Raw genomic sequence first — 21539 nt, 5'->3', positions numbered from 1 at the left:
GGAGTGCGAATGTTCTATTGGGTCATGAAGAACATCATCATCGGCCCATTGTTGCTCTCGCTGTTTCGCCCGTGGATCATCGGCCTGGAAAACATTCCACGGACCGGCCCGGTGATTTTAGCCAGCAACCATCTGTCGTTCATCGACTCGGTGTTTCTGCCGCTCGTCGTGCCGCGCCGGGTCGCGTTTCTCGCCAAGAGCGACTATTTCACCGGCACGGGTCTCAAGGGCTGGGCCACACGGCAGTTTCTCACCGCGGCGGGGCAGCTCCCCATCGATCGCTCCGGCGGTAAGGCCTCGGAGGATTCGCTGAACACCGGCCTGCGAGTGCTCGGCGAGGGCCGCATTCTCGGTATCTATCCCGAGGGCACCCGCAGCCCCGACGCTCGCCTCTATCGCGGACGTACCGGTGTGGCCCGCATGGTGTTGGAATCGGGCGTGACGGTCATTCCGGTGGCCATGATCGATACCGAGAAGGCGATGCCGACCGGCACGCGTGTTCCCCGGGTGCGTCGCATCGGCATCGTGATCGGCAAACCGCTCGACTTCACCCGGTTCGCGGGCATGGCGGGGGACCGGTTCGTACTGCGCAGCGTCACCGACGAGCTCATGTATGAGTTGCAGCGACTGAGCACGCAGGAGTATGTCGACGTCTACGCTTCCTCGGTCAAGGAGAAGCGGGCCAGCCTTTCGCGATAAGCTGCCTGAAGTGCTGTCCGCGCTTGTGGCGGTGCAGCACCTCATCCATTTCGGGTCGGTACACGTTATACGGCCCAGCAGAGAAAACAGGAACTATCCCGTGGTAGACCCCACCGAGCCCATCGTTGCCGCAGAAGCCTCTGTCATCACTGGACTCGACCACTGGCGCACGCTGCCGATCAAGCAGCAGCCGACCTGGCCCGACGCGGCCAAGGTGGCGGCGGCATCCGCCGAGCTGGCGACCCAACCGCCGCTGGTTTTCGCCGGCGAGGTCGACATCCTGCGCGACCGGCTCGCTCAGGCCGCCGGTGGGCAGGGTTTTCTGCTGCAGGGCGGCGACTGCGCCGAGACCTTCACCGGCGCCACGGCCGATCAGATTCGCAATCGGGTGAAAACCGTGCTGCAGATGGCCGTTGTGCTCACCTATGGTGCCTCGATGCCGGTGATCAAGATGGGGCGCATGGCCGGACAGTTTGCCAAGCCTCGCTCGAGCGACTTTGAAACCCGCGGCGACGTGACGCTTCCGGCGTACCGCGGCGACATCGTCAACGGGTACCCGTTCACGCCTGAGTCGCGCGAGGCCGACCCCGACCGGTTGGTCAAGGCGTACCACACGTCGGCGTCGACCCTCAATCTCATTCGCGCGTTCACGCAGGGCGGCTTTGCTGACCTGCGCCAGGTGCACAGCTGGAATCAGGGTTTTGCCGCGAACCCAGCCAACCAGCAGTACGAAAAAGTTGCCAAGGAGATCGACCGCGCGATCAAGTTCATGATCGCCTGTGGCGCTGATTTCGAGGCCATGCGTCGCACCGAGTTCTACACCAGCCACGAAGGCCTGCTGATGGACTACGAGCGGCCGATGACCCGCATCGACTCGCGCACCGGAACGCCGTACAACACCTCGGCCCACTTCATCTGGATCGGCGAGCGTACCCGCGACCTCGACGGCGCACACGTGGACTTTTTGTCGCGCGTTCGCAACCCGATCGGCGTCAAGCTCGGCCCGACCACCTCGACGGACGACATGTTGCGACTCGTTGACAAGCTCGACCCGAACCGCGAACCCGGCCGCCTGACCTTCATCACCCGCATGGGCGCCGGCAAGGTGCGCGACGCCCTGCCGCCGCTGCTCGAGGCCATCAAGGCCAGCGAAGCGACGCCGCTCTGGGTCAGCGACCCGATGCACGGCAATGGCGTCACCACGCCCACCGGTTACAAGACGCGTCGTTTCGACGACGTCGTCGACGAGGTCAAGGGCTTCTTCGAGGCGCACCGTGCCGTTGGAACTCACCCCGGTGGAATCCATGTCGAGCTCACCGGCGACGACGTCACCGAGTGCCTCGGTGGTTCCGAGCACATCGACGAGGCAGCCCTGGCGACCCGGTACGAGTCGCTCTGCGACCCGCGCCTCAACCACATGCAGTCCCTCGAGCTCGCCTTCCTGGTGGCCGAGGAGCTCGCCGCCCGCTAGCCCCTTCATGGACGGGGCCCGGGCCCCGTCCACGGGCCCAGTTTATAAACTGGGCCCCGGGTCGCAAGGTGGGCCCGGGATCAGCCGAGCGGGATCAGCCGAGCGGGATCAGCCGAACGGGTTCGTCGGCTTGAGCGCTATCGTGCTGCCCTTCGGCAATGACGTACCGGCTGCTGGATCCGTCGATGCTACTTGAATGAGCGAGGAGTAGATCGGTGCATCCGCGCCCGGGTTGTAGGTGAGTTTGAAGCCGAGCGCGGTCAGGGCGTTCTTGCCGTCGGTCCAGGACATGCCGATGACATTGGGCACTGTAACCGGCTCTGGACCGCGGGAGATGACCAGGGTGAGGGTGGCGCCGGCGCGAATGGTGCCATCGGGCACCTGCGCTGCGATGACGTCGCCCTCCGCGATCGTGTCGCTGTACGTCTGTTCACCCGAGACCACGAGCAGGTTCTTGCCGACCAGAATGTCGGTGGCCTCGGCCACGGTCTTGCCGTCGACGTTGGGAATGGAGCCCAGCGACACGACGAGGTTCACGGTCAGGCCTTCGAAGTATTCGCCGCCGGCCGATAGGTCGGCGCCATCCGATTCCTTGCTCGCCGAAATGAGCGATCCCTCGGCCACATCATTGCTGAAGACCGGATCGACACTGCCCACCACGGCTTTCAGATCGGTGATAGCAGCGGATGCCGCGTCCTGCGTCAAACCGGCCATGGTGGGCAGCGTGATGGGCTGCAGGCCCTGGGAGACGATGATCGTGACCGTGCTGTCTTGCGGAACCCGGCTGCCGGTATCCGGATCGGTGCCGATGACGAGCCCCTCGGCGATCGTGGCGCTGAATGCGCCGCCGAGCTTGGGGATCAGACCGAGTTCGGTCAACTTTGTCGACGCGGCGTCGGGGGAGGCCGCCGCGAAGTTCGGGACGGACACGTCTGACCCGGGGCCCGAGCCGAAATACCAACCGGTACCGCCGAGGGCAGCGGCGAGGAGAATAACGAGGGCGAAAAGCCAGAACCCGCGGCGCTTGCGCTTGTATGCCTTCTGGGTCAGCAGGTCGCCGCTGTCGGGCGGGCCGACCGGACCGGTGCCGACCGGGTGAATACCGAGCAAGGTCGCGGCGGGAGGTCTGGTGGAAGCGAGCTTGGCGCCGAGAACCTGCGTTTCGGCATCCGCGACCGTGTTCGCGCCGGTGCGCAGGTTGGCGGGCAGCACCATCGTCGATTGCAACGCCAATTCCTGGGTACCGTCGCGCACCAGCGCGCTCACGTCATGCAGTTGATCGAGCATGACTCTGGCGTCTCGGGGACGATCTTCTGGGTCGCGCGCAGTAGCCCACAGCACGAGTTCGTCGAGTTCGCGGGGAACGGAGGCGACCTTGCTGCTCGGCATCGGCACGGTGTCGTTGGCGTGCTGGTACGCAATCTGCATCGGTGCCTCGCCCACATAGGGTTGCTCACCGGTGAGCATTTCGAAGGTCATGATGCCGAGGGCATAGATATCGCTGCGTGCATCCGCGATACCGCGGGTGACGAGCTCGGGAGACAGATAGGCGATGGTTCCAAGCAGGGCCTGGCCGGTCGCGGTGTTGTTGTTGACCGCGCGCGCCAGGCCGAAATCACTGATCTTGATGCGGCCGTCATCGGCGAGCAGCACGTTCTCGGGCTTGACATCGCGGTGCACGATGCCCGCCTTGTGGGCGGCGGCCAGCCCGCTGAGCACGGCTTCGAGAATATCGAGCGTCTGCTCGGGGGTGAGGCGACCGTAATCTTTCAGCAGGTCCCGAAGGGTGATTCCGGGAAGATACTCCATCACGAGATAGGCCATGTCCGCGTCCTGACCCTGGTCGAAGACGTTCACGACGTTGGGGTGGGCGAGGCGGGCGGCCGACCTGGCCTCCTGAATGAAGCGGACCTTGAACGCGCTGTCGTCGGCGAGATGGCCGTGCATGATCTTGATCGCGACCCGACGTTCGAGGCGCAGATCGGTGGCCAGGTAGACCGTAGCCATGCCGCCGCGCGCGATACGCGAGCGCACTTGATACCGACCGTCAATAAGACGGCCTATCATCGGGTCGGTCGCAGGAACGCTCACTCCTAGATTCTACGGAAATCGGCGGCGGCTAAGACGCGCGGCGCGCAGAAGGGCGCCGGCCAAGTCGGGGGCCACCGGGTCAACTGCCAACCTAGCCGATGTGGGACAGCCATGCCTGCGCTGACGTTTCCCACTTGGCGTAAAAGTCCGGGTAGGCCGATATTTGCACGGCTTGGGCAGCCTGAGTCACAGTCATCGACTCCCAACCTGCGATATCGAGCAGACCGCGGGTCACGTCCGGGTTCGGGTTGCTGGCGCCGCCGAAAAAGGCGAGGCTGGCCCGCACGGGATCCATCACCTGCTCCGGAGTGCCCCAGCCGGCACTTGGGCGCTGTTGGAACAGGCCGAGGGAATCCCGATCGCCGTAGTCCACATTCCGCAGCCCGGATTCCTGGGCGGCCGCGGCCAGCGCGACGACGAGACCGGCATCGCTCACACCGGCTCCCCGTCCAACCGCCACGATCGTCTGGGCGTTCTGCCGCATTTCCTCTGACATCGGAGTCACCAGACCCGCCGTCGCCACGGGAATCAGTGCAGCCGCTGAAACGGATGCCGGTGCCGGAGTGACCGGCAGAGTCAAGACCTGGCCCGGATAAATGATGCTCGACCAGCCCAGGCTATTAGCGTCGAGCACCGCCTGCACGCTCACCCCGGCCGCGTCAGCCACTGCGGTGATGGTTTCGCCCATGGCGATGGTATGAGTGGCTACTGCGGCGATCTCGGTGACCGGCACGACATACGCCGCCGACTCCAGCGCTACAAACGCCGCGAGCAGGATGACCTGTCCGGGGAAGATGACGCTGCGTTCGTTCAATCCGTTGGCACTGAGAATGTCCGCGGTCTTCAGCGAGTGGGCGGCAGCGATGCCGCTGATGGTGTCGCCGCTCTGCACCGAGTACGAAGCGGATGCTGCCGGCGCGGCCACGATGGTGGCTGGCGAAGGCGTTGCTGGGGTCAGGGATAAAACCTGCCCCGGAAAGATCAGGGCCTGGGAATCGAGACCGTTCAGTGCCAGCACGACCGCCGTCGACAGGCCGAACCGGGCGGCGATGCCACTCACGGTGTCGCCATCCACGACCGAGTACCGGGCAGGGGCAACCTGGATGGCGGCGGCCACCGCGGCCACCATCCCTACCGGGCTGGTCTCGGCGAGCTTGGACTTGAGCGGCTTCTTCGCCAAGGCCTGTGCGTGGGCTGGAGCGGCCAGGTTGAGGCTGATCGCGAGGGTGCTGACCAGCACGATTGGCACGGTCAGCGCTGCCGAGAGGGAACGCAGGTCACTGGGCTTCTTTGCACGCCGCTTCACCGCGGCGTCGATACCGACGAAGCTGCGACCGGAGACGGCGACGCTGCCTGCGTCGTCAACGGTCGCATTTCGAGCGGCGGATGCCGCGGCATCCGCCGTATTCGTGTTCACCTTGGTCGACATGGTGCTCCGTTCATTGTGCGCACGCGCGTGATCCAGACAGCAAGTACAGCATTGGGTCGAATGCAGCATTCCCCACAGCGAGGTTTTCACAATTATGAGAGGGAGTCAATTGATCAGGCGACCGGAGATGGCGGTTCACGACTGAATAGTGCCGCGAAGTTTTGCCGCGGCCCCAAATCATGGGAAGCTACACGAGTGAGTGATGTGCCTTCAGAGCCCGAGTGGCTTACTATTCCTGCCCTAGTCAACCTGCTCGGAATGAGCCAGAGCCGCGTGCGGCACCTGATCGACGACAAATACCTCCTGGCTATCCGGCGCGACAACGTCGTGTCGGTTCCGTCCTTGTTCCTGCGAGATGGCGCTCCCGTACCCGAACTTCGCGGCACGCTGTTCGTTCTGGCCGACGACGGATTCACGGACATGCAGGCCATGACTTGGTTACTCGAGGTCGATGACAGCCTGGGGGTGCCGCCGATCGAAGCCCTCCGGGCCGGCCGCAAGGCCGAAGTGCGTCGGGTCGCCCAAGCCCTGGCTTAGACAGGGGTTCGACTCAACGGGCCGGCGTACTGCCGATCAAAAAGCTCGGCGTGTCACCCGATCGGTCAGTTCCAGCAACTTCTGCCGGGCACGGGCGCCGATGGGTGCGCTGTGCAGAGCAGCCAGGGCCTCGGTTACCTGGGATTCGATGAGCGCCTCGACCCGGTCGACCGCGCCACTGGCTGTGATGAGCTGCTGCAGGGAACGAATCTGTGTGGCATCGAGCGTTGGGTCACCGAGCTGGGAATCGAGCGATGCTCGGTCGGTGGTAGTCAGGCGTTCCCGTGCCAGTGCGATCAACACCGTGCGCTTACCCTCTGTCAGGTCGTCGCCGCTTGGCTTGCCGGTCACGGCGGCGTCGCCGAACACACCGAGCAGGTCGTCGCGCAGCTGGTACGCCATGCCCAGCGGAAGGCCGAATGCACGCAGCGAGTTCAACTGGGCGGTCGAGGCGCCCGCTAGCGCTGCACCGATCACGAGCGGGGCTTGAACGCTGTACTTCGCCGACTTGTAGACGATCACACGCAGGGCTCGATCGAGGAGTTCCGCCTCCGGCTGGGCCAGCCAGGCGCGTTCCTCGAGAATGTCGAGGTATTGGCCGGCCGTGACCTCGGTGCGCATGAAGTTGAATTCGAGCCTGGCACGCCGGGCGGAGGCCCGATCGGCGAGCTCCTCGAGCCCCTCGTCGAGCAGCTCATCGCTCCAGCCCAGCAGTAGGTCGCCGAGCAGAATGGCCGACGCCCGGCCATACGAGGCGGGGTCACCGGCCCAGCCCTCACGTTCGTGCAAGCGTTCGAATAATTTGTGGGCGCTCAGCGCACCTCGACGGGTATCGGAATTGTCGATGATGTCGTCATGCACGAGCGCCGCCGCGTGAAAAATTTCGAGGGCGCTGGCGGCTGACACGATTGCGCCCAACCCGGCCGGGGCTGTCAAGCCCGCTGTTGGCCTGACCTGTTCCGGGCCGGAATCAGGCGGTAAAACGCTCTGCGCTCCCCAATAACAAAACTGCGCTCGGAACCGTTTTCCACCGCTGAGAAACTGCCGTGAGTAGTCAACGAGTGCAGTCAAATCGGAGCTGATCAGAGTCACAATTGGTTCGCGGGACATGAGGTACGCGTCGATGCGAGATTGAACCAAGTCGACCAGGCGTTTGCTTTCAGGCACACGTGTAGCCTAGCCATCCCGGCGGGGCTAGAATTAGGCTAGTCGAGCTTGCCCGGTGCGAATTTGTCAAATCACCCGCTCGATCCCGTAACTGGAGGGAATGAGATGCCGCTTTCGGAACAGGAGCAGCGACTCCTTGAAGAGATGGAGCGCAGCCTTTATCACAACGATGCCGACTTTGTCGCCAGCGTCGGAGTGTCTAGGCTTCGCCCGAACTATCGTTCTATCGCGCTCGGTGTGCTGCTCGCCGTAGCCGGCATCGTCGCCCTCATCGCCGGCGTCGCCATTGCGCAGCTGTGGCTGGGCATCCTTGGCTTCGTCATCATGTTCGGCGGCGTTCTCATCGCTGTGACTCCCGGCCGGGCCATTCGTTCGGTGCCCGGACCGTCGTCACCCGGTCGTCGCCCGGCCCAAGCCAAGTCCAACCAGGGCTTCATGGATCGGTTGAATGATCGTTGGGACCGACGGCAAGACGGGCAGTAATCTCAACCGACTCCAACCCTCCACCGCGTTTCGACAGTTCAAGAACTCGCAGTTCGAAAGGGCCGATCATCTGATCGGCCCTTTTTTTGTGCCCAAAAACGCGCTGTCAGCATGCATTTCTAACAAAACCGCTCCATTTTCCTCCACCTCTAATCCGCAATGATTTGCGGTGTGTATGGCGCTTTTTTGAGAAAAAACCCTAAAAAAACTTAGGTTGGTGGTTGAAGGTGGAGTAAAGTGGAGCCACACCTGAATCTGGCCGGAAGAAAGGGGTGCGCGTGTTCCTTGGCACCTACGCCCCCCGGCTCGACGAAAAAGGTCGCATCATTCTTCCCGCGAAGTTTCGGGATGAGCTCTCCACCGGTGTGGTGATGACGCGGGGACAGGAACACTGCATCTACGTGTTCAGCACCCGCGAATTCGAAACGCTGCACGACAAAATCCGCCAGGCACCCGTCACGAGCAAGCAAGCTCGGGACTACCTCCGGGTATTTTTGTCGGGCGCGAGCTCGGAAACACCGGATAAACAAAACCGCGTCACCATCCCCGGCAACCTCCGCAGTTATGCGGGGCTCGACCGGGAATTGACCGTCATCGGTGCTGGCAGCCGAGTCGAGATTTGGGACAGCGAAGCGTGGGCCACGTACCTCGCCGAGCAGGAAACCTCGTACGCCAACACGACGGAGGAGGTGATTCCGGGACTTTTCTAGCCCCTGGCGCCTGACTCCCCGCCGTTTTTGCCCTGACACACTTCCCCCGTGCCAGGTCGAAATGGAGGGGAATCAGGCCTCACGGACTGGCCCGGTATTATGACCAGCAACGAAATTCACACCCCGGTACTGCTCGAACGCTGTATCGCACTGCTCGCCCCGGCGCTCACAAAACCCGGCGCCGTTCTCGTCGACGCGACACTGGGAATGGGGGGGCACGCCGAGGCGATCCTGGCGCGTTTCCCTGAACTGACCCTGGTTGGACTAGACCGCGACACGGAGGCCCTCGCTATCGCCGAGGAACGCCTCAAGGCCTTCGCGGGTCGGGTGCATCTGGTGCACACCGTCTATGACGGCATCGGCGAAGCCCTCGATGGCCTCGGCATCAGCGAGGTTGCAGGCGTGCTCTTCGACCTTGGTGTATCCAGTTTGCAGCTCGATCGCGTCGAACGTGGTTTTTCCTATTCAAAAGATGCGCCGCTCGACATGCGCATGGACGGCACCGCTGGCCTGACCGCTGAGAGCATCCTCGCCGACTACAGCGAACGCGACCTCAAACGGATCTTTCAGGATTACGGCGAAGAGAAACTGTCCGCCCGCTACGCCAAGGCCATCGTCGAAGCCCGCGAAACGACTCCATTCGTTCGGTCAGCACAACTGGTCGACGTCATCACCAAAGCCACCCCGGTCGCCGTCCAGCGCCTCGGTCACCCCGCCAAGCGCGTGTTCCAAGCGCTGCGCATCGAGGTCAACTCGGAACTGGCTGTATTGGAACGGGCCATTCCGGCCGCGCTCGACCGCGTGCAAGTCGACGGCCGCATCGTTGTCATGGCCTACCAATCTCTCGAGGACCGCATTGTCAAGCGCGCCTTCGCTGCGGCATCCGGCTCGACAGCGCCCGCCGGCCTTCCCGTGGAACTGCCCGAACACAAACCATTGTTTTCCCTTCTGCTGCGTGGCGCTGAACTGGCCTCCGATGAAGAAAAAGCATTCAACCCTCGCGCGACGCCGGTTCGACTGCGCGCCGCTGTTCGATTGAGAAGGGCCGCCGTATGAGCGACAACCTGGCACGCGTGTCATTTTCCATCGAACGCGAACCCGACGAGGTGCCGGCACGGCGTGGGTTCCGTCTGGTCTCAACGGCTCCGAAGCGCCGCACACGCCCGCGCATCTTCTACGCTCTCACCGCGGTGGCCGGTATGGCAGCCATCATCGTCGCCCAGCTGTTGCTCAGCGTCGGCATCTCCCAGGGTGCCTATGAAATCTCCAGCCTGCAGTCGAGCCGGTCCGAGCTCGGCCGCACGGCCGCCAGTGTGAGCGAGGACCTCGTACGGGTATCCTCCCCGCAGAGCCTCGCCGCCAATGCCGAGGGCCTGGGTATGGTCGGCAATTCCAACCCCGTCTACCTCCGCCTGTCCGACGGCGCCGTTTTGGGCGCTCCAGCCTCAGCGTCGGGCTCGCAGGCCGGAGCAGCCAGTCTCGTTCCGAACGCTCTGTTGGCCGGGAGCACCCCGCTCTCGGCGCTTCCGGACGCAGCGACGGGGACTGGCGGAACCGTTGCGATCACGAGCGCACCGGTAGTTCCGGCGGGACTCGCGGCGCCCACTACCCGATAGTTTCCCCGAGTCGACAATGATGGGTACATGAGCGTGCGCAACAGCAGTGCCCGACAGACCGGAACCCGAACCAACCCGGCCAATTCCCGGTCCAGCCGTCTCCGCACTTTTTTCACCATCGTCGTGCTGTTTGCCGTGATCGGTGTGTTCCTGGTGCGGCTCGTTGATATCCAGGTGGTGCAGGCTGATTCGCTCACCGCCGACTCCGTGGGAAACCGCTCGGTGGGCCAGGTCGTCTATGGCTCCCGGGGTGAGATCGTCGACGCCAACGGCGTCGTGCTGGCGGCAACGGTCATGCGCTACAACATCACCATGTCCCCGGCGAACGCAACGCCTTTCAAACGCACCGTCGACGGCAAGAAGGTCGTAGTCTCGGTGGCTGAGGCCGCCGCCGAAATCGGCGCGGCAACCGGTCAAACCGGTGACGCCATCCTGCTGACCATTGGGGCCGCCCTCGAAGCTAACGCCAAGGCGAATTTCGCCTATATCGCTCAGAAAGTCGATGTCGACGTGCTGCGCGCCGTGCAGAAATTGCACATTCCCTGGACCTATTCGGAGAACAGCCCAAGCCGCGTGTATCCGAACGGGGCCGTCGCTGGCAACATGCTCGGTTACCTGTCGGGGGAGGGCGTGCCGCAGGCCGGCCTCGAATCCGGACAGGACACCTGTCTGGCCTCGACCAACGGCTCAGAAACCTACGAGAAGGGTGCCGACGGCGTGCGCATCCCCGGCAGCAGCGTCACGAGTACCAAGGCCGTCGATGGCGGCGACGTCATCACCACCATCGACTCCGACCTGCAATGGTTCGTGCAGCAGACCCTCGCCGCGCGGGCGCAGGAGACCGGGGCAGCGTGGGCGACCGCGGTCGTGCAGGACGCCAGGACCGGCAAGCTCCTTGCCGTGGCCGACTATCCCTCGGTTGACCCGAACAACGTCGGCGGCACCAAGAACCCGGAAGATCGCGGCTCCCGCGCCTTCACCCAGTCCTTCGAACCGGGCTCGACCTTCAAGGCGCTCACCATGGCATCCGTTCTCGACGCCGGAGCGGCCACCCTCACGACCGGGATCGTCGCGCCGTACCGATACCTACCGGCCAACGGTGCCAACATCAACGACAGCCACGCGCACCCGGATCAAAACATGACCCTCACCGGCGTGCTGATTGACTCAAGCAACACCGGCATGGCCAAGTTCGGTGAGAAACTCACCGATCAGCAACGGTATGACTATATGAAAGCGTTCGGCGTCGGCACGCCCACCGAGACCGGGTTTCCCCGAGAAGATGGCGGCATCCTGCATCCGGTCGATGAGTGGGACAACCAGACCAGCTATGCAACGATGTTCGGGCAGGGCCTCACGACGACCGCGCTGCAGGTCGCGAGCATCTATCAGACCATCGCCAATGACGGCGTGCGTATGCCGGTGCAGCTGGTCGAGGGCTGTCGGCAGGCCGACGGCACCATGGCCAACGTGCCAGACCAGGTCGGAACGCGGGTGCTGTCGGAGAAGGCAGCCCACGACGCCAGCGACGTGCTCGAAATGGTCTACCAGAAAAGTTGGGTGCAGAGTAAATGGAACATTCCCGGCTATCGGGTCGCCGCCAAGACCGGAACCGCGCAGATGCCGGACGGCCAGGGTGGGTACTCCAACGGGTATCTGGTATCGGTGTCGGGCTACGCACCGGCCGACGATCCGCAGTATGTCGTCTCGGTCAGCATCGCCGATCCTGTTAAACTGAACACATCTGCCGCACCGGCTCCGGTCTTTCAGGAGATCATGAGTCAGGTGTTGAAAAAGTACCGGGCGGTTCCCTCAGGCGCGACTGCGCCTGACCTCCCTTCCACCTGGTAAGAAAGCGAGCCCTGCGTGTCTGAATTGGCGCCGTCGGCTCTCCGTCCCGAGCATCCCGTTCCGCGGTCGTTGTCGGGATTGGTTGCCGAATTTGATCTAGAACTGCGTGGAGACATCGACGGTCTCGAAGTCACCGGAGTGAGCTTGAGCTCGAGCTCGGTGCAACCAGGCGACCTCTATGTCGGCGTTCCCGGCGCGCACCTGCACGGCGCGACCTTCGCTGCTGCGGCCGCCGAGGCCGGGGCGGTGGCCATTTTGACCGACGAAGCCGGCGGGGTGCTCGCTGCGGCCAGCGGTTTGCCGGTTTTGGTCACGCCGGATGCCCGCGCCGCGCTGGGCGCCGTCGCGGCCTGGATTTATCGCACCGATGACAATCCGGCGACCCTGTTCGCGGTCACCGGCACCAACGGCAAGACCAGCGTCGTCTACCTGTTGTTCGGCATTCTGAACCAACTCGGCGTCGTCTCCGGGCTCACCTCGACTGCCGAACGCCGCATCGGCGATCTAGCCGTGACGAGTTCACTGACCACGCCCGAGGCCAGCGAACTGCACGCCTTGTTGGCTCGGATGAACGAGGCCGAGGTACGCGCCGTCGGCATCGAGGTATCGGCGCAAGCCCTCAGTCGCTACCGGGTCGACGGCCTCGTCTTCGATATCGCTGCGTTCACCAATCTCAGCCACGACCACCTCGACGACTACCCGGCGATGGATGACTACTTCCAGGCGAAGCTGGAGTTGTTCCAGCCCGACCGGTCGCACCGAGGTGTCGTCACCGTCGACACCGAGTGGGGGCGGCGCCTCGCCGACGAATGCCGCATCCCGGTGACGACCATCAGCAACCTGGCCCACGTCGATGCCGACTGGCATATGAGCGTTGTGGGGGAGTCTGCCACGCACACCGACTTCGTGCTCGAGGGCCGGGGCGGCCGTCGCCTGCATACCCGGGTACCGTTGCTCGGCTGGTACATGGCCGCCAACGCCGCGCTGGCCATTGTCATGCTCGTGGAAAGCGGATTCGACCTCGGCGCCATCCAGCACACACTGAACCGCGACGGTGGCATTGTCGCGTTCATCCCCGGCCGCGCGGAGCGCATCTCCGGTGATCGCGGGCCGCTGGTCTACATCGATTATGGGCACAGCCCCGATGCCTTCCTCAATACGCTCGCGGCCCTGCGTAAATTCACGCCGGGTAAGCTCATTATGCTGTTCGGCGCCGACGGCGACCGCGACACCACCAAACGCGCCGATATGGGCCGGATCGCCGCCGAGGGCAGCGATATCGTGGTGGTGACCGACTTTCATCCGCGGTTTGAAGATGCCGCCAGCATCCGTGCTGTTTTACTGAAAGCGGCGCGCGCAGCCGTGCCAGACGGCGAGTTCTATGAGGTGGCCAACCCCCGTGCGGCATTTCGCACGGCGTTGTCACTCGCACACGAAGGAGACACCATTCTGTACGCCGGCCCAGGCCACGAGGACTACCACGAGGTACAAGGCGTGAAACTGCCGTATTCGGCCAGGGATGACTCCCGCCAGGCGCTGCGCGACGCGGGGTGGTTGTAAATGATCGCCCTCTCCCTGGCCGAGATCAGCCAGGTCGTCGATGGTGCGCTGCACCTCGCCGGCGCGTCCGCGCAAGCGGATCGGGTACACGGATCGGTGCAGACCGATTCTCGCCTGGTCGAACCCGGCTCCATCTTCATCGCCAAGCCCGGGGCGGTCACCGATGGGCACCTGTTCGCGCCTGCCGCCGCAGCCTCGGGGGCCGCGCTTCTCATCGTGGAACGACTGCTCGACCTGCCGGTCACTCAGATCGTCGTGGCCGACGCCGTTGCAGCGCTCGGCGCCCTGGCCTCCTTCGTTGTCGCCAGGGTGCGTTCCGCCGGGACTCTCAAGGTCGTTGCCGTCACCGGTTCCAATGGCAAAACCACGACCAAGAACCTGCTGCGCAGCATGTTCGAGCGGGTCGGCCCCACCGTCGCCGCGCGCGGCTCTTTCAACAACCAGGTCGGGGCGCCGATGACGATGCTCGAGGTCACCGACGATACCCGTTTTCTGGTGATCGAGATGGGCGCCAGTAGCGAGGGCGCCATCGCGAACCTCGTGCGCCTGGTCCGACCCGACGTGGGCATCGTGCTCACCATCGGCCTCGCCCATGCCGGTGAATTCGGTGATCTTGACGCCACCGTGCGGGCGAAGTCCGCGATGGTCACCGATCTGCTTCCCACGGATGTCGCGGTGCTGAACGCCGACGACCCGCGCGTAGCGCAGATGGCCGCGATCACCCCGGCGCGCATTGTGCGGTTCGGCGAGTATGGCCAGGTCGACGTGCGCGCAAGCGACCTGCACTCCGGTCGCACGGGAACAACGTTCACCCTGCACCTCGCCGACGGGCAGAGCGCCCCGGTCGTGTTCCCGGTGCTCGGTGAGCACCATGTCATGAATGCCCTCGCTGCGGCGGCCGCCGCGGAGGTGCTCGGGGTGTCGCTTGGCGATATCGTCGCCGCACTGCAAGCCACCACACGGGCCGAACGCTGGCGCATGGAGGTGCTCGGCGGTAAAGACAACGTCACGATCATCAATGACGCCTACAACGCGAGCCCCGACTCGATGAGCGCAGCGCTCAAGACGCTTGCTCAGATCGGTACTCCCGGCTGCCGAACCATCGCGGTTCTCGGCGAGATGGCCGAACTCGGCGAACTGGCCGGTGAAGAGCACGATCGCATCGGGCTACTCGCTGTGCGGCTGAACATCTCCCAGATGATAGTGGTGGGCCAGCGAGCCCGCCGTATGCACATCAGCACGATCAACGAGGGTTCGTGGGACGGTGAATCGGTCTATGTCGACACGCCGGACGATGCCTTCGAACTGGTGCGCAGCAGCGTGAATCCGGGGGACACCGTGCTGGTGAAGTCATCCAACTCTGCGGGTCTGCGATTTCTCGGTGATCGACTGGGAGACTTGTTCTCGTGAGAGTACTGCTGTTGTCCGGAGCGTTTTCGCTAGCGTTCACGCTGTTTCTGACGCCGCTGTTCATTCGATTGTTCAAGAAGCTCGGCTGGGGCCAATTCATTCGAGACGACGGCCCCAAGAGTCACCACGCCAAGCGCGGTACCGCCACCATGGGTGGAATCATCATCATTCTGGGTGTGCTGATCAGCTACTTCACGGCCATGCTGATCGAGCAACGACCGTTCACCCCGTCACCGTTGCTCGTCTTGTTCATGATGGTGGGCCTCGGGCTGGTTGGTTTTCTCGACGACTTTTTGAAGACCCGCCACCAGCGCAGCCTGGGGCTCGGTGGTTGGTCCAAGGTTCTCGGGCAGGTCATCGTCGCTGGGGCTTTCGGTGTTCTGTCGCTGCAGTTCGTCGACCGCAACGGCCAGACACCCGCTTCGACGAGTATTTCGTTCATTCGTGACCTACCCCTCGACTTCATGCAACTGGGCACGTTCATCGGCATCGCCGTGTTCCTGCTCTGGATCTGCCTGATCGTGGCCGCGACCTCGAACGGCGTCAACGTCGCTGACGGCCTCGATGGCCTCGCTACGGGGGCATCCACTTTTGCCATTGGGTCTTTTGTGGTGATCGGCTTCTGGCAGTCCAACCAGAGCTGCTTCGGGGGATCGGATGCCGCCGACCAATACAAGTGCTATCTCGGTCCCGATTCCTTTGACCTGGCCATCATCGCGGCGACTATCGTCGGTGGCCTGATCGGTTTTCTCTGGTGGAATACCTCGCCGGCCAAGATCTTTCTGGGCGATACCGGTTCGCTCGCCCTCGGCGGCGCGCTGGCTGCCCTTGCGATTCTCAGCCGTACCGAATTGCTGCTCGTCCTCATCGGCGGCCTGTTCGTGATGGAAGCCGGATCGGTGATCGTGCAACGTGTCTACTTTAAAATCACCCACGGTAAACGCATCTTCCTGATGAGTCCGATCCATCACCACTTCGAGCTCAAGGGTTGGGCCGAAGTCACGGTCGTCGTGCGATTCTGGATCATCGGCGGCCTACTCGTCGCGGCCGGTGTCGGCTCGTTCTACCTCGAGTGGTTGTCGCGCTGATGGACGATGTCAATCTGTTGAGAAACAACCGACTCGACGAACTCACCAGCTGGCACGCTGACTGGAACGGGCTGCGCGTGGCGGTACTCGGACTCGGCATGACCGGCTTTGCCGCCGCCGACACCCTCGCCGAACTCGGCGCGGACGTGCTCGTACTGGCGTCAACCGGGCCCGACGAACGATTCGACCTACTCACGATACTTGGAGTGCCGTTCGTGCAGGCTGACCTGCGGGAGGTGCCTGCGCAGCTGGTGGCACAGATGCCGGAAGTGATCATCGTGTCGCCCGGCTTCCCTCCCGATCACCCGCTGCTCACGTGGGCGGCGGAGAACCAGGTTCCAGTCTGGGGTGACATCGAACTCGCCTGGCGGCTGCGCGACAAGGTCGGCGTTCCCGCCGAGTGGATGCTCGTCACCGGCACCAACGGCAAAACCACCACCGTCCAGCTCACCGCCACCATGCTCGCCGCCCACGGCAGTCGCGTCGCCCCCTGCGGCAACATCGGCGTGCCCGTGCTCGACGCCATTCGCGATCCCGCCGGCTGGGACGTGCTCGTAGTCGAATTGTCGAGCTACCAGCTGCACCACTTGCCGCAGAGCGGTCCGGGCGCCCTGGCGCCTTGGGCAAGCCTTTGCCTCAATGTCGCTGACGACCACCTGGACTGGCATGGTTCGGCCGCCGCATACCGCGCGGCAAAAGCCAAGGTGTACCTGAACACCGCGGTTGCCTGCGTCTACAACACCGCGGATGCCGCCACCCGCGAAATGGTTCAGGAAGCCGACGTGCAAGAGGGTGCCCGGGCGATCGGTTTCGGCCTGGGCGTGCCGGGGCCGAGCGAATTGGGCATCGTCGACGGCATCGTCTGCGACCGGGCGTTCCTTCCGGACCGGTTCGAACGCGCCCTCGAACTGACCACCGTTCCCCACCTCGTCTCGGCCGGTCTCGGCGCCGCGCACGTGATCATGGACGTGCTCGCCGCGAGCGCGCTCGCCCGGTCGTACGGCGTGCTGCCGGCCACTATCCACACGGCACTGGAGACCTTCCATCTCGACGCGCACCGCATCGAGACCGTGGCCATCGGGGACGGCGTGGAATGGGTCGACGATTCCAAGGCGACTAATCCGCACGCCGCCGATGCGTCCCTGGCCGCCTATGAGTCGGTGGTCTGGCTCGTCGGCGGGCTACTTAAGGGGGTCGACATCGATCAGCTCGTGCACAAGCACGTGGGTCGCCTACGCGGCGCGATCATCATCGGCGTCGATCGCCTGGCATTACGCCAGGCATTCGCGCGACACGCCCCCGACCTGACCGTGTTCGAGATCGACCCGGACGACACTGTATCGAACGGGAACGACCAGGTGATGACGGTGGCGGTGCGGCTTGCTGCCGGAATCGCCAGGGCCGGGGATACGGTGCTGCTCGCACCGGCTGCCGCGTCGATGGACCAGTTCGAGAGTTATGTCGAACGCGGCCGGCTCTTCAATCAGGCAGTACACGATCTTCTAGGCAGGTGACGCGGATGGTTCAGGTGCCGCGTAACCCCGCATCCCGCACCACGTCACGCCCCGCCACCCGCACCGCGCCTGCTTCCGGGCGCCCGACGCTGGCATCCGCCCAGCCGACAGATCCGGAAGCGCCGGGCGGACCCCAGGTTCGCATCAACCTCGGTCGGGTGTTCAAAGCTGAGGGTGGCAACTACTTCCTCCTGCTGGGCACCACCCTGTTTCTGGTCATCTTCGGCCTCGTCATGGTGCTGTCGTCGTCGTCGGTCGACTCCTTCCTGGCTGACATGGGTTTCTTCGGCGGGCTGCTGCGTCAGGGGATGTTCGCGCTGATCGGCATTCCCCTCATGCTCGTCGTCAGCCGGCTGCCGCTCGCGTTCTGGCGGCGTGTGGCCTGGCCGTCGCTGTTGATCACCTGTTTCTTTCAATTTCTGGTGGTGGCCACCGGACTCGGCCGTGGCACCGGAGGCAACACCAACTGGCTGAATATCTTCGGCATTCAGTTTCAGCCGTCCGAGGGCATCAAGGTGGCACTGGTCATCTGGCTCGGCATGATCCTGTCGAAAAAACAACACCAGCTCGACGACTGGAAGCACGTGTTCATTCCCGTGTTCGGGGTCGGCGGCGGGGCGGTGCTGCTCGTCATGATGGGCGGTGACCTCGGAACCGCCATGATCATGGCCGGCATACTCTTCGGCGCACTGTTTTTCGCTGGCGTGAAACTGCGGCTGCTCGCCGTTCCGCTTATGTTCGGTGTCGGTGGCGCTATCGTGCTGGCCATTGTGAGCCCCAACCGCATGACTCGCATCACGAGCTTTCTCAACGAGAGCTGTACGCAGCTAAGCGGCGAGATCTCCAGCAGCTGCTGGCAGCCGCTGCACGGCACCTGGGCGCTGGCCAACGGTGGAATCCTCGGCGTGGGCCTTGGCAACTCCAAGGCGAAATGGTCGTGGCTGCCGGCGGCTGACAACGACTACATCTTCGCCATCATCGGCGAGGAGCTCGGCCTGATCGGCTGCATCGTCGTGCTGGGCATGTTCATTCTGTTGGCCTTCGCCTTCCTCCGCATCATGCGTTCGGTCACCACCGTTCAGGCCAAGGTCTCCGTCGCTGCCGCCATGGTCTGGATCATCGGCCAGGCCTTCGTCAATATCGGCGTGGTGCTCGGAGTGTTTCCCGTGTTGGGCGTACCGCTGCCGCTCATATCGGCCGGTGGCACAGCTCTACTCACGACCCTGGTGGCGATCGGCATCGTGCTCTCTTTCGCACGTGGCGACCGCTCGAGCGAAGCACAGAACGATTTCCACGACACCGACTCCATCGAGGCTCACCGGGCATGACCACGTACCTTCTGGCGGGCGGCGGAACCGCCGGCCACGTCAACCCCCTGCTCGCCGTCGCCGACCACATCCGCGCCACTGAAACGGATGCCACGGTGCTGGTTCTCGGCACCGCTGAGGGCCTCGAGTCCCGCCTGGTTCCGGCCCGCGGCTACGAACTCATCGTCGTTGCCCGGGTGCCGTTTCCACGCCGCCCGAATCGGACCGCCCTGCGTTTTCTGCCGCGGTTCACTGCGGCCGTGCGAACGGTGACCGACGTGATCCGTTCGCGCCGGGTCGACGTGGTCGTCGGCTTCGGGGGTTACGTTTCGACACCGGCATACCTCGCGGCGCGTCGTGCCGGCGTGCCGATCGTTATTCACGAGGCCAACGCCAGGCCGGGACTGGCCAACAAGCTGGGGGCGCGCCTGACCCGGCACGTCGGCGTCGCGTTCGCCGGCACCCCGATTCGGCATGCCCGGTTCGTGGGCATGCCACTGAGACCGGAGATTGAACGACTCGACCAGGCGGCAGTCCGGCCCGACGCTCGTGCATTCTTCGGTCTTGTCCCAGAACGCCCCGTGCTGCTCGTCACCGGCGGGTCACTCGGTGCCCGCAAGCTCAACTCCACCATGGTCGCTGCTGCGAGGGACCTGGTCGCGGCGGGCTGGCAAGTACTGCACATTACCGGGTCGAAGGCCGAGGTCACCGACCCGCAGCTGCCGCACTACTACTTGGTCGAGTACTGCGACCGCATGGATCTGGCCCTTGCGGCGGCTGATTTCGCCGTAACCCGGGCGGGAGCTGCCACCGTGAGCGAATTGTGTGCGCTCGGGATTCCGGCCGTATACGTGCCATACCCGGTCGGCAATGGCGAACAGCGTTTCAACGCTGCACCGGTGCTGGCGGCCGGTGGGGGCATTCTGGTCGATGATAAGGACTTCGTACCGGCTTTTGTTCAGGCTGATCTGGTGACACTGCTGGGCGACCGGGCGCGGCTGGCGGCAATGGCGCGGGGGGCAGCATCTGTAGGCGCGCTCGACGGAACGATTCGAATGGTCGACCTGATTCACGAGGTGCTCACGACCTGAACGTCGGTGGGCACGCGTAACGTAGTGCCCGCACAAACTGTTTTTTCAGCTTCAATCGAGAAGAGCGCACCACGGTGATCAAACCAGACCTCAACCTGACTATTCCCGACAACCTCGGAAGTGTGCACTTCGTGGGCATCGGCGGATCCGGCATGAGTGGCATCGCACGGCTGTTTCTGGATCGGGGCTATACGGTCACCGGGTCGGACGCGAAGGATTCATCGAACATACAGGCCCTGCGTGAACTCGGTGCGACCGTACACATCGGGCATCATGCCGCCAACGTCGGAACCGCCGATTCCCTCGTCGTCACCGGCGCCCTCTGGCAGGACAACCCCGAGTACGTGCTCGCAAATGAACGCGGCCTGCCGGTGCTGCACCGCGCCCAGGCCCTGGCTTGGCTTATCCGCCACCACCGCCTGGTTTCGGTCGCCGGCGCACACGGCAAGACCACCTCCACCGGCATGATCGTCACCGGCCTGCTCGGCCTCGGCCAAGACCCCAGCTTCGTCAACGGGGGCGTGATCGAATCGCTCGGGGTGAGCTCCGCGAGCGGCGCCGACGACCTGTTCGTGGTGGAAGCCGACGAATCCGACGGTTCTTTTCTGCTGTACCACACGGCGGTCGCCCTGATTACGAACGTCGACCCCGATCACCTCGACCATTACGGCTCGCTCGAAGCTTTCGAGGCCGCTTTCGTCGAATTCAGCCGCGCTGCCAGCGAACTGGTCGTCATCTCCTCCGATGACGTCGGCGCAGTGAGGGTCACCACGGCCATCACGGCCGGCCTGAATAAAGCGGATGCCGCCGCCCGCGTCGTCACGTTCGGCGAGCACCGCGATTCCACGGTGCGCGTGCATTCCATCACCACTGCCGGACCGGTCAGTTTCAGCGTCTCCTGGGAGGGAAAGGATTACAGCGCCACCCTGCGCATCCCGGGCAAACACAACGCCATCAATGCCGCCGGCGCCTTCGCCGTGTTGGTCGGCCTCGGTTTCGACCCGGCCGCCAGCCTCGACGCGATCGCCGGCTTCGGCGGCACCCAGCGCCGGTTCGAACTGCACGGCACGATCGGCGGCGTCAGCGTCTATGACGACTATGCCCACCACCCGACCGAGGTTGCCGCCGCTCTCGCCGCGGCCCGTACCGTGGTCGGTGAGGGCCGCATCATTGCCGTGCACCAGCCGCACCTGTACAGCCGCACCCGCCTGTTCGCTCAGGAATTCGCCGAGACTCTCGAGACCTTCGCCGACCAGACCATCGTGCTCGGCGTCTATGGCGCCCGCGAAGACCCAGAGCCCGGCGTCACCGGCGCGCTCGTCTCCGACCGGTTTCGCGACCCGTCCCACGTCGCGTACGTGCCCGACTGGCAGGATGCGGCCGACTACCTCGCCGAGATCGCCCGCGACGGTGACTTCGTCGTCACCCTCGGCTGCGGAGACGTCAACCGCATCGTGCCCCAGCTGCTCGCCGCGCTCGAAAAAGTACGCGGGTGAGGCGGCGGTGAGGCGACCC

At 64.2% G+C, this 21539-nt stretch carries 18 protein-coding genes; 15 read left to right on the top strand and 3 right to left on the bottom strand.

Annotated elements, in window-relative coordinates; translation table 11 throughout:
• The first annotated feature begins 9 nt into the window (after positions 1–9).
• Both CXY72_RS14820 and CXY72_RS14815 read left to right on the top strand, forming a co-directional pair.
• A complete protein-coding gene (locus tag CXY72_RS14820; RefSeq protein WP_104128435.1) occupies positions 10–699 on the top strand; it encodes a 1-acyl-sn-glycerol-3-phosphate acyltransferase in 690 nt (229 codons plus the stop codon).
• A gap of 100 nt (positions 700–799) precedes the next feature.
• On the top strand, positions 800–2170 hold the full coding sequence (locus CXY72_RS14815) for a class II 3-deoxy-7-phosphoheptulonate synthase (protein ID WP_104128434.1): 1371 nt from the start codon (positions 800–802) through the stop codon (positions 2168–2170).
• Positions 2171–2278: 108 nt separating this feature from the next.
• Here the strand turns inward: CXY72_RS14815 and pknB are convergent, their stop codons facing one another.
• Both pknB and CXY72_RS14805 read right to left on the bottom strand, forming a co-directional pair.
• Positions 2279–4261 (bottom strand): Stk1 family PASTA domain-containing Ser/Thr kinase, encoded by a 1983-nt coding sequence (pknB, locus tag CXY72_RS14810; RefSeq protein WP_104128433.1) that lies wholly within the window; start codon positions 4259–4261, stop codon positions 2279–2281.
• 91 nt (positions 4262–4352) lie between these two features.
• A complete protein-coding gene (locus CXY72_RS14805) occupies positions 4353–5690 on the bottom strand; it encodes a LysM peptidoglycan-binding domain-containing protein (protein WP_104128432.1) in 1338 nt (445 codons plus the stop codon).
• A 195-nt stretch (positions 5691–5885) separates the two neighbouring features.
• On the opposite strand from CXY72_RS14805, the gene CXY72_RS14800 reads away from it, so the two are divergent.
• Entirely contained in the window at positions 5886–6227 is a 342-nt protein-coding gene (locus CXY72_RS14800; RefSeq protein WP_104128431.1) for an Rv2175c family DNA-binding protein, read from the top strand.
• A 36-nt stretch (positions 6228–6263) separates the two neighbouring features.
• On the opposite strand, the gene CXY72_RS14795 is transcribed toward CXY72_RS14800, so the two are convergent.
• Positions 6264–7394 (bottom strand): polyprenyl synthetase family protein, encoded by a 1131-nt coding sequence (locus CXY72_RS14795; RefSeq protein WP_104128430.1) that lies wholly within the window; start codon positions 7392–7394, stop codon positions 6264–6266.
• A gap of 105 nt (positions 7395–7499) precedes the next feature.
• Here CXY72_RS14795 and CXY72_RS14790 point away from each other — a divergent pair, with 105 nt between their 5' ends.
• The 12 genes from CXY72_RS14790 to murC all read left to right on the top strand — a co-directional run bounded on the left by CXY72_RS14790 (position 7500) and on the right by murC (position 21520).
• The gene (locus CXY72_RS14790; RefSeq protein ID WP_104128429.1) at positions 7500–7877 is read left to right on the top strand and encodes a DUF3040 domain-containing protein; all 378 of its coding nucleotides are present in this window, start codon (positions 7500–7502) and stop codon (positions 7875–7877) included.
• A gap of 278 nt (positions 7878–8155) precedes the next feature.
• A complete protein-coding gene (mraZ, locus tag CXY72_RS14785; protein WP_092110083.1) occupies positions 8156–8587 on the top strand; it encodes a division/cell wall cluster transcriptional repressor MraZ in 432 nt (143 codons plus the stop codon).
• Between the two features lie 99 nt (positions 8588–8686).
• Positions 8687–9643 carry a 16S rRNA (cytosine(1402)-N(4))-methyltransferase RsmH gene (rsmH, locus tag CXY72_RS14780; RefSeq protein ID WP_104128428.1) on the top strand — a complete coding sequence of 319 codons (957 nt, stop codon included), beginning with the start codon at positions 8687–8689 and terminating at the stop codon, positions 9641–9643.
• The gene (locus CXY72_RS14775) at positions 9640–10203 is read left to right on the top strand and encodes a hypothetical protein (RefSeq protein ID WP_104128427.1); all 564 of its coding nucleotides are present in this window, start codon (positions 9640–9642) and stop codon (positions 10201–10203) included. Before rsmH ends, CXY72_RS14775 begins: the two co-directional genes overlap by 4 nt.
• Before the next feature lie 27 nt (positions 10204–10230).
• On the top strand, positions 10231–12054 hold the full coding sequence (locus CXY72_RS14770) for a penicillin-binding protein 2 (RefSeq protein WP_104128426.1): 1824 nt from the start codon (positions 10231–10233) through the stop codon (positions 12052–12054).
• A 15-nt stretch (positions 12055–12069) separates the two neighbouring features.
• Complete coding sequence (locus CXY72_RS14765) at positions 12070–13614, top strand: Mur ligase family protein (RefSeq protein WP_104128425.1); 1545 nt, start codon at positions 12070–12072, stop codon at positions 13612–13614.
• On the top strand, positions 13615–15024 hold the full coding sequence (murF, locus tag CXY72_RS14760) for a UDP-N-acetylmuramoyl-tripeptide--D-alanyl-D-alanine ligase (RefSeq protein WP_104128424.1): 1410 nt from the start codon (positions 13615–13617) through the stop codon (positions 15022–15024).
• Positions 15021–16112: a phospho-N-acetylmuramoyl-pentapeptide-transferase gene (mraY, locus tag CXY72_RS14755; RefSeq protein WP_104128423.1), complete on the top strand. Its 1092-nt coding sequence runs from the start codon at positions 15021–15023 to the stop codon at positions 16110–16112. Before murF ends, mraY begins: the two co-directional genes overlap by 4 nt.
• Positions 16112–17626, top strand: coding sequence for a UDP-N-acetylmuramoyl-L-alanine--D-glutamate ligase (murD, locus tag CXY72_RS14750; RefSeq protein WP_104128422.1), 1515 nt, complete (start codon positions 16112–16114; stop codon positions 17624–17626). The genes mraY and murD overlap by 1 nt, the downstream gene beginning before the upstream one ends.
• A 5-nt stretch (positions 17627–17631) precedes the next feature.
• Positions 17632–18954, top strand: coding sequence for a putative lipid II flippase FtsW (ftsW, locus tag CXY72_RS14745; protein ID WP_104128421.1), 1323 nt, complete (start codon positions 17632–17634; stop codon positions 18952–18954).
• Positions 18951–20024, top strand: a complete 1074-nt coding sequence (locus CXY72_RS14740) for a glycosyltransferase (protein ID WP_104128420.1) — start codon at positions 18951–18953, stop codon at positions 20022–20024. The genes ftsW and CXY72_RS14740 overlap by 4 nt, the downstream gene beginning before the upstream one ends.
• A gap of 74 nt (positions 20025–20098) precedes the next feature.
• Positions 20099–21520, top strand: a complete 1422-nt coding sequence (gene murC, locus CXY72_RS14735) for a UDP-N-acetylmuramate--L-alanine ligase (RefSeq protein WP_104128419.1) — start codon at positions 20099–20101, stop codon at positions 21518–21520.
• Positions 21521–21539 lie beyond the last annotated feature (19 nt).

The organism is Cryobacterium sp. Y57 (assembly GCF_002929505.1).
Taxonomy (GTDB): domain Bacteria; phylum Actinomycetota; class Actinomycetes; order Actinomycetales; family Microbacteriaceae; genus Cryobacterium.
This window is presented reverse-complemented; position numbering and strand designations above follow the sequence as displayed.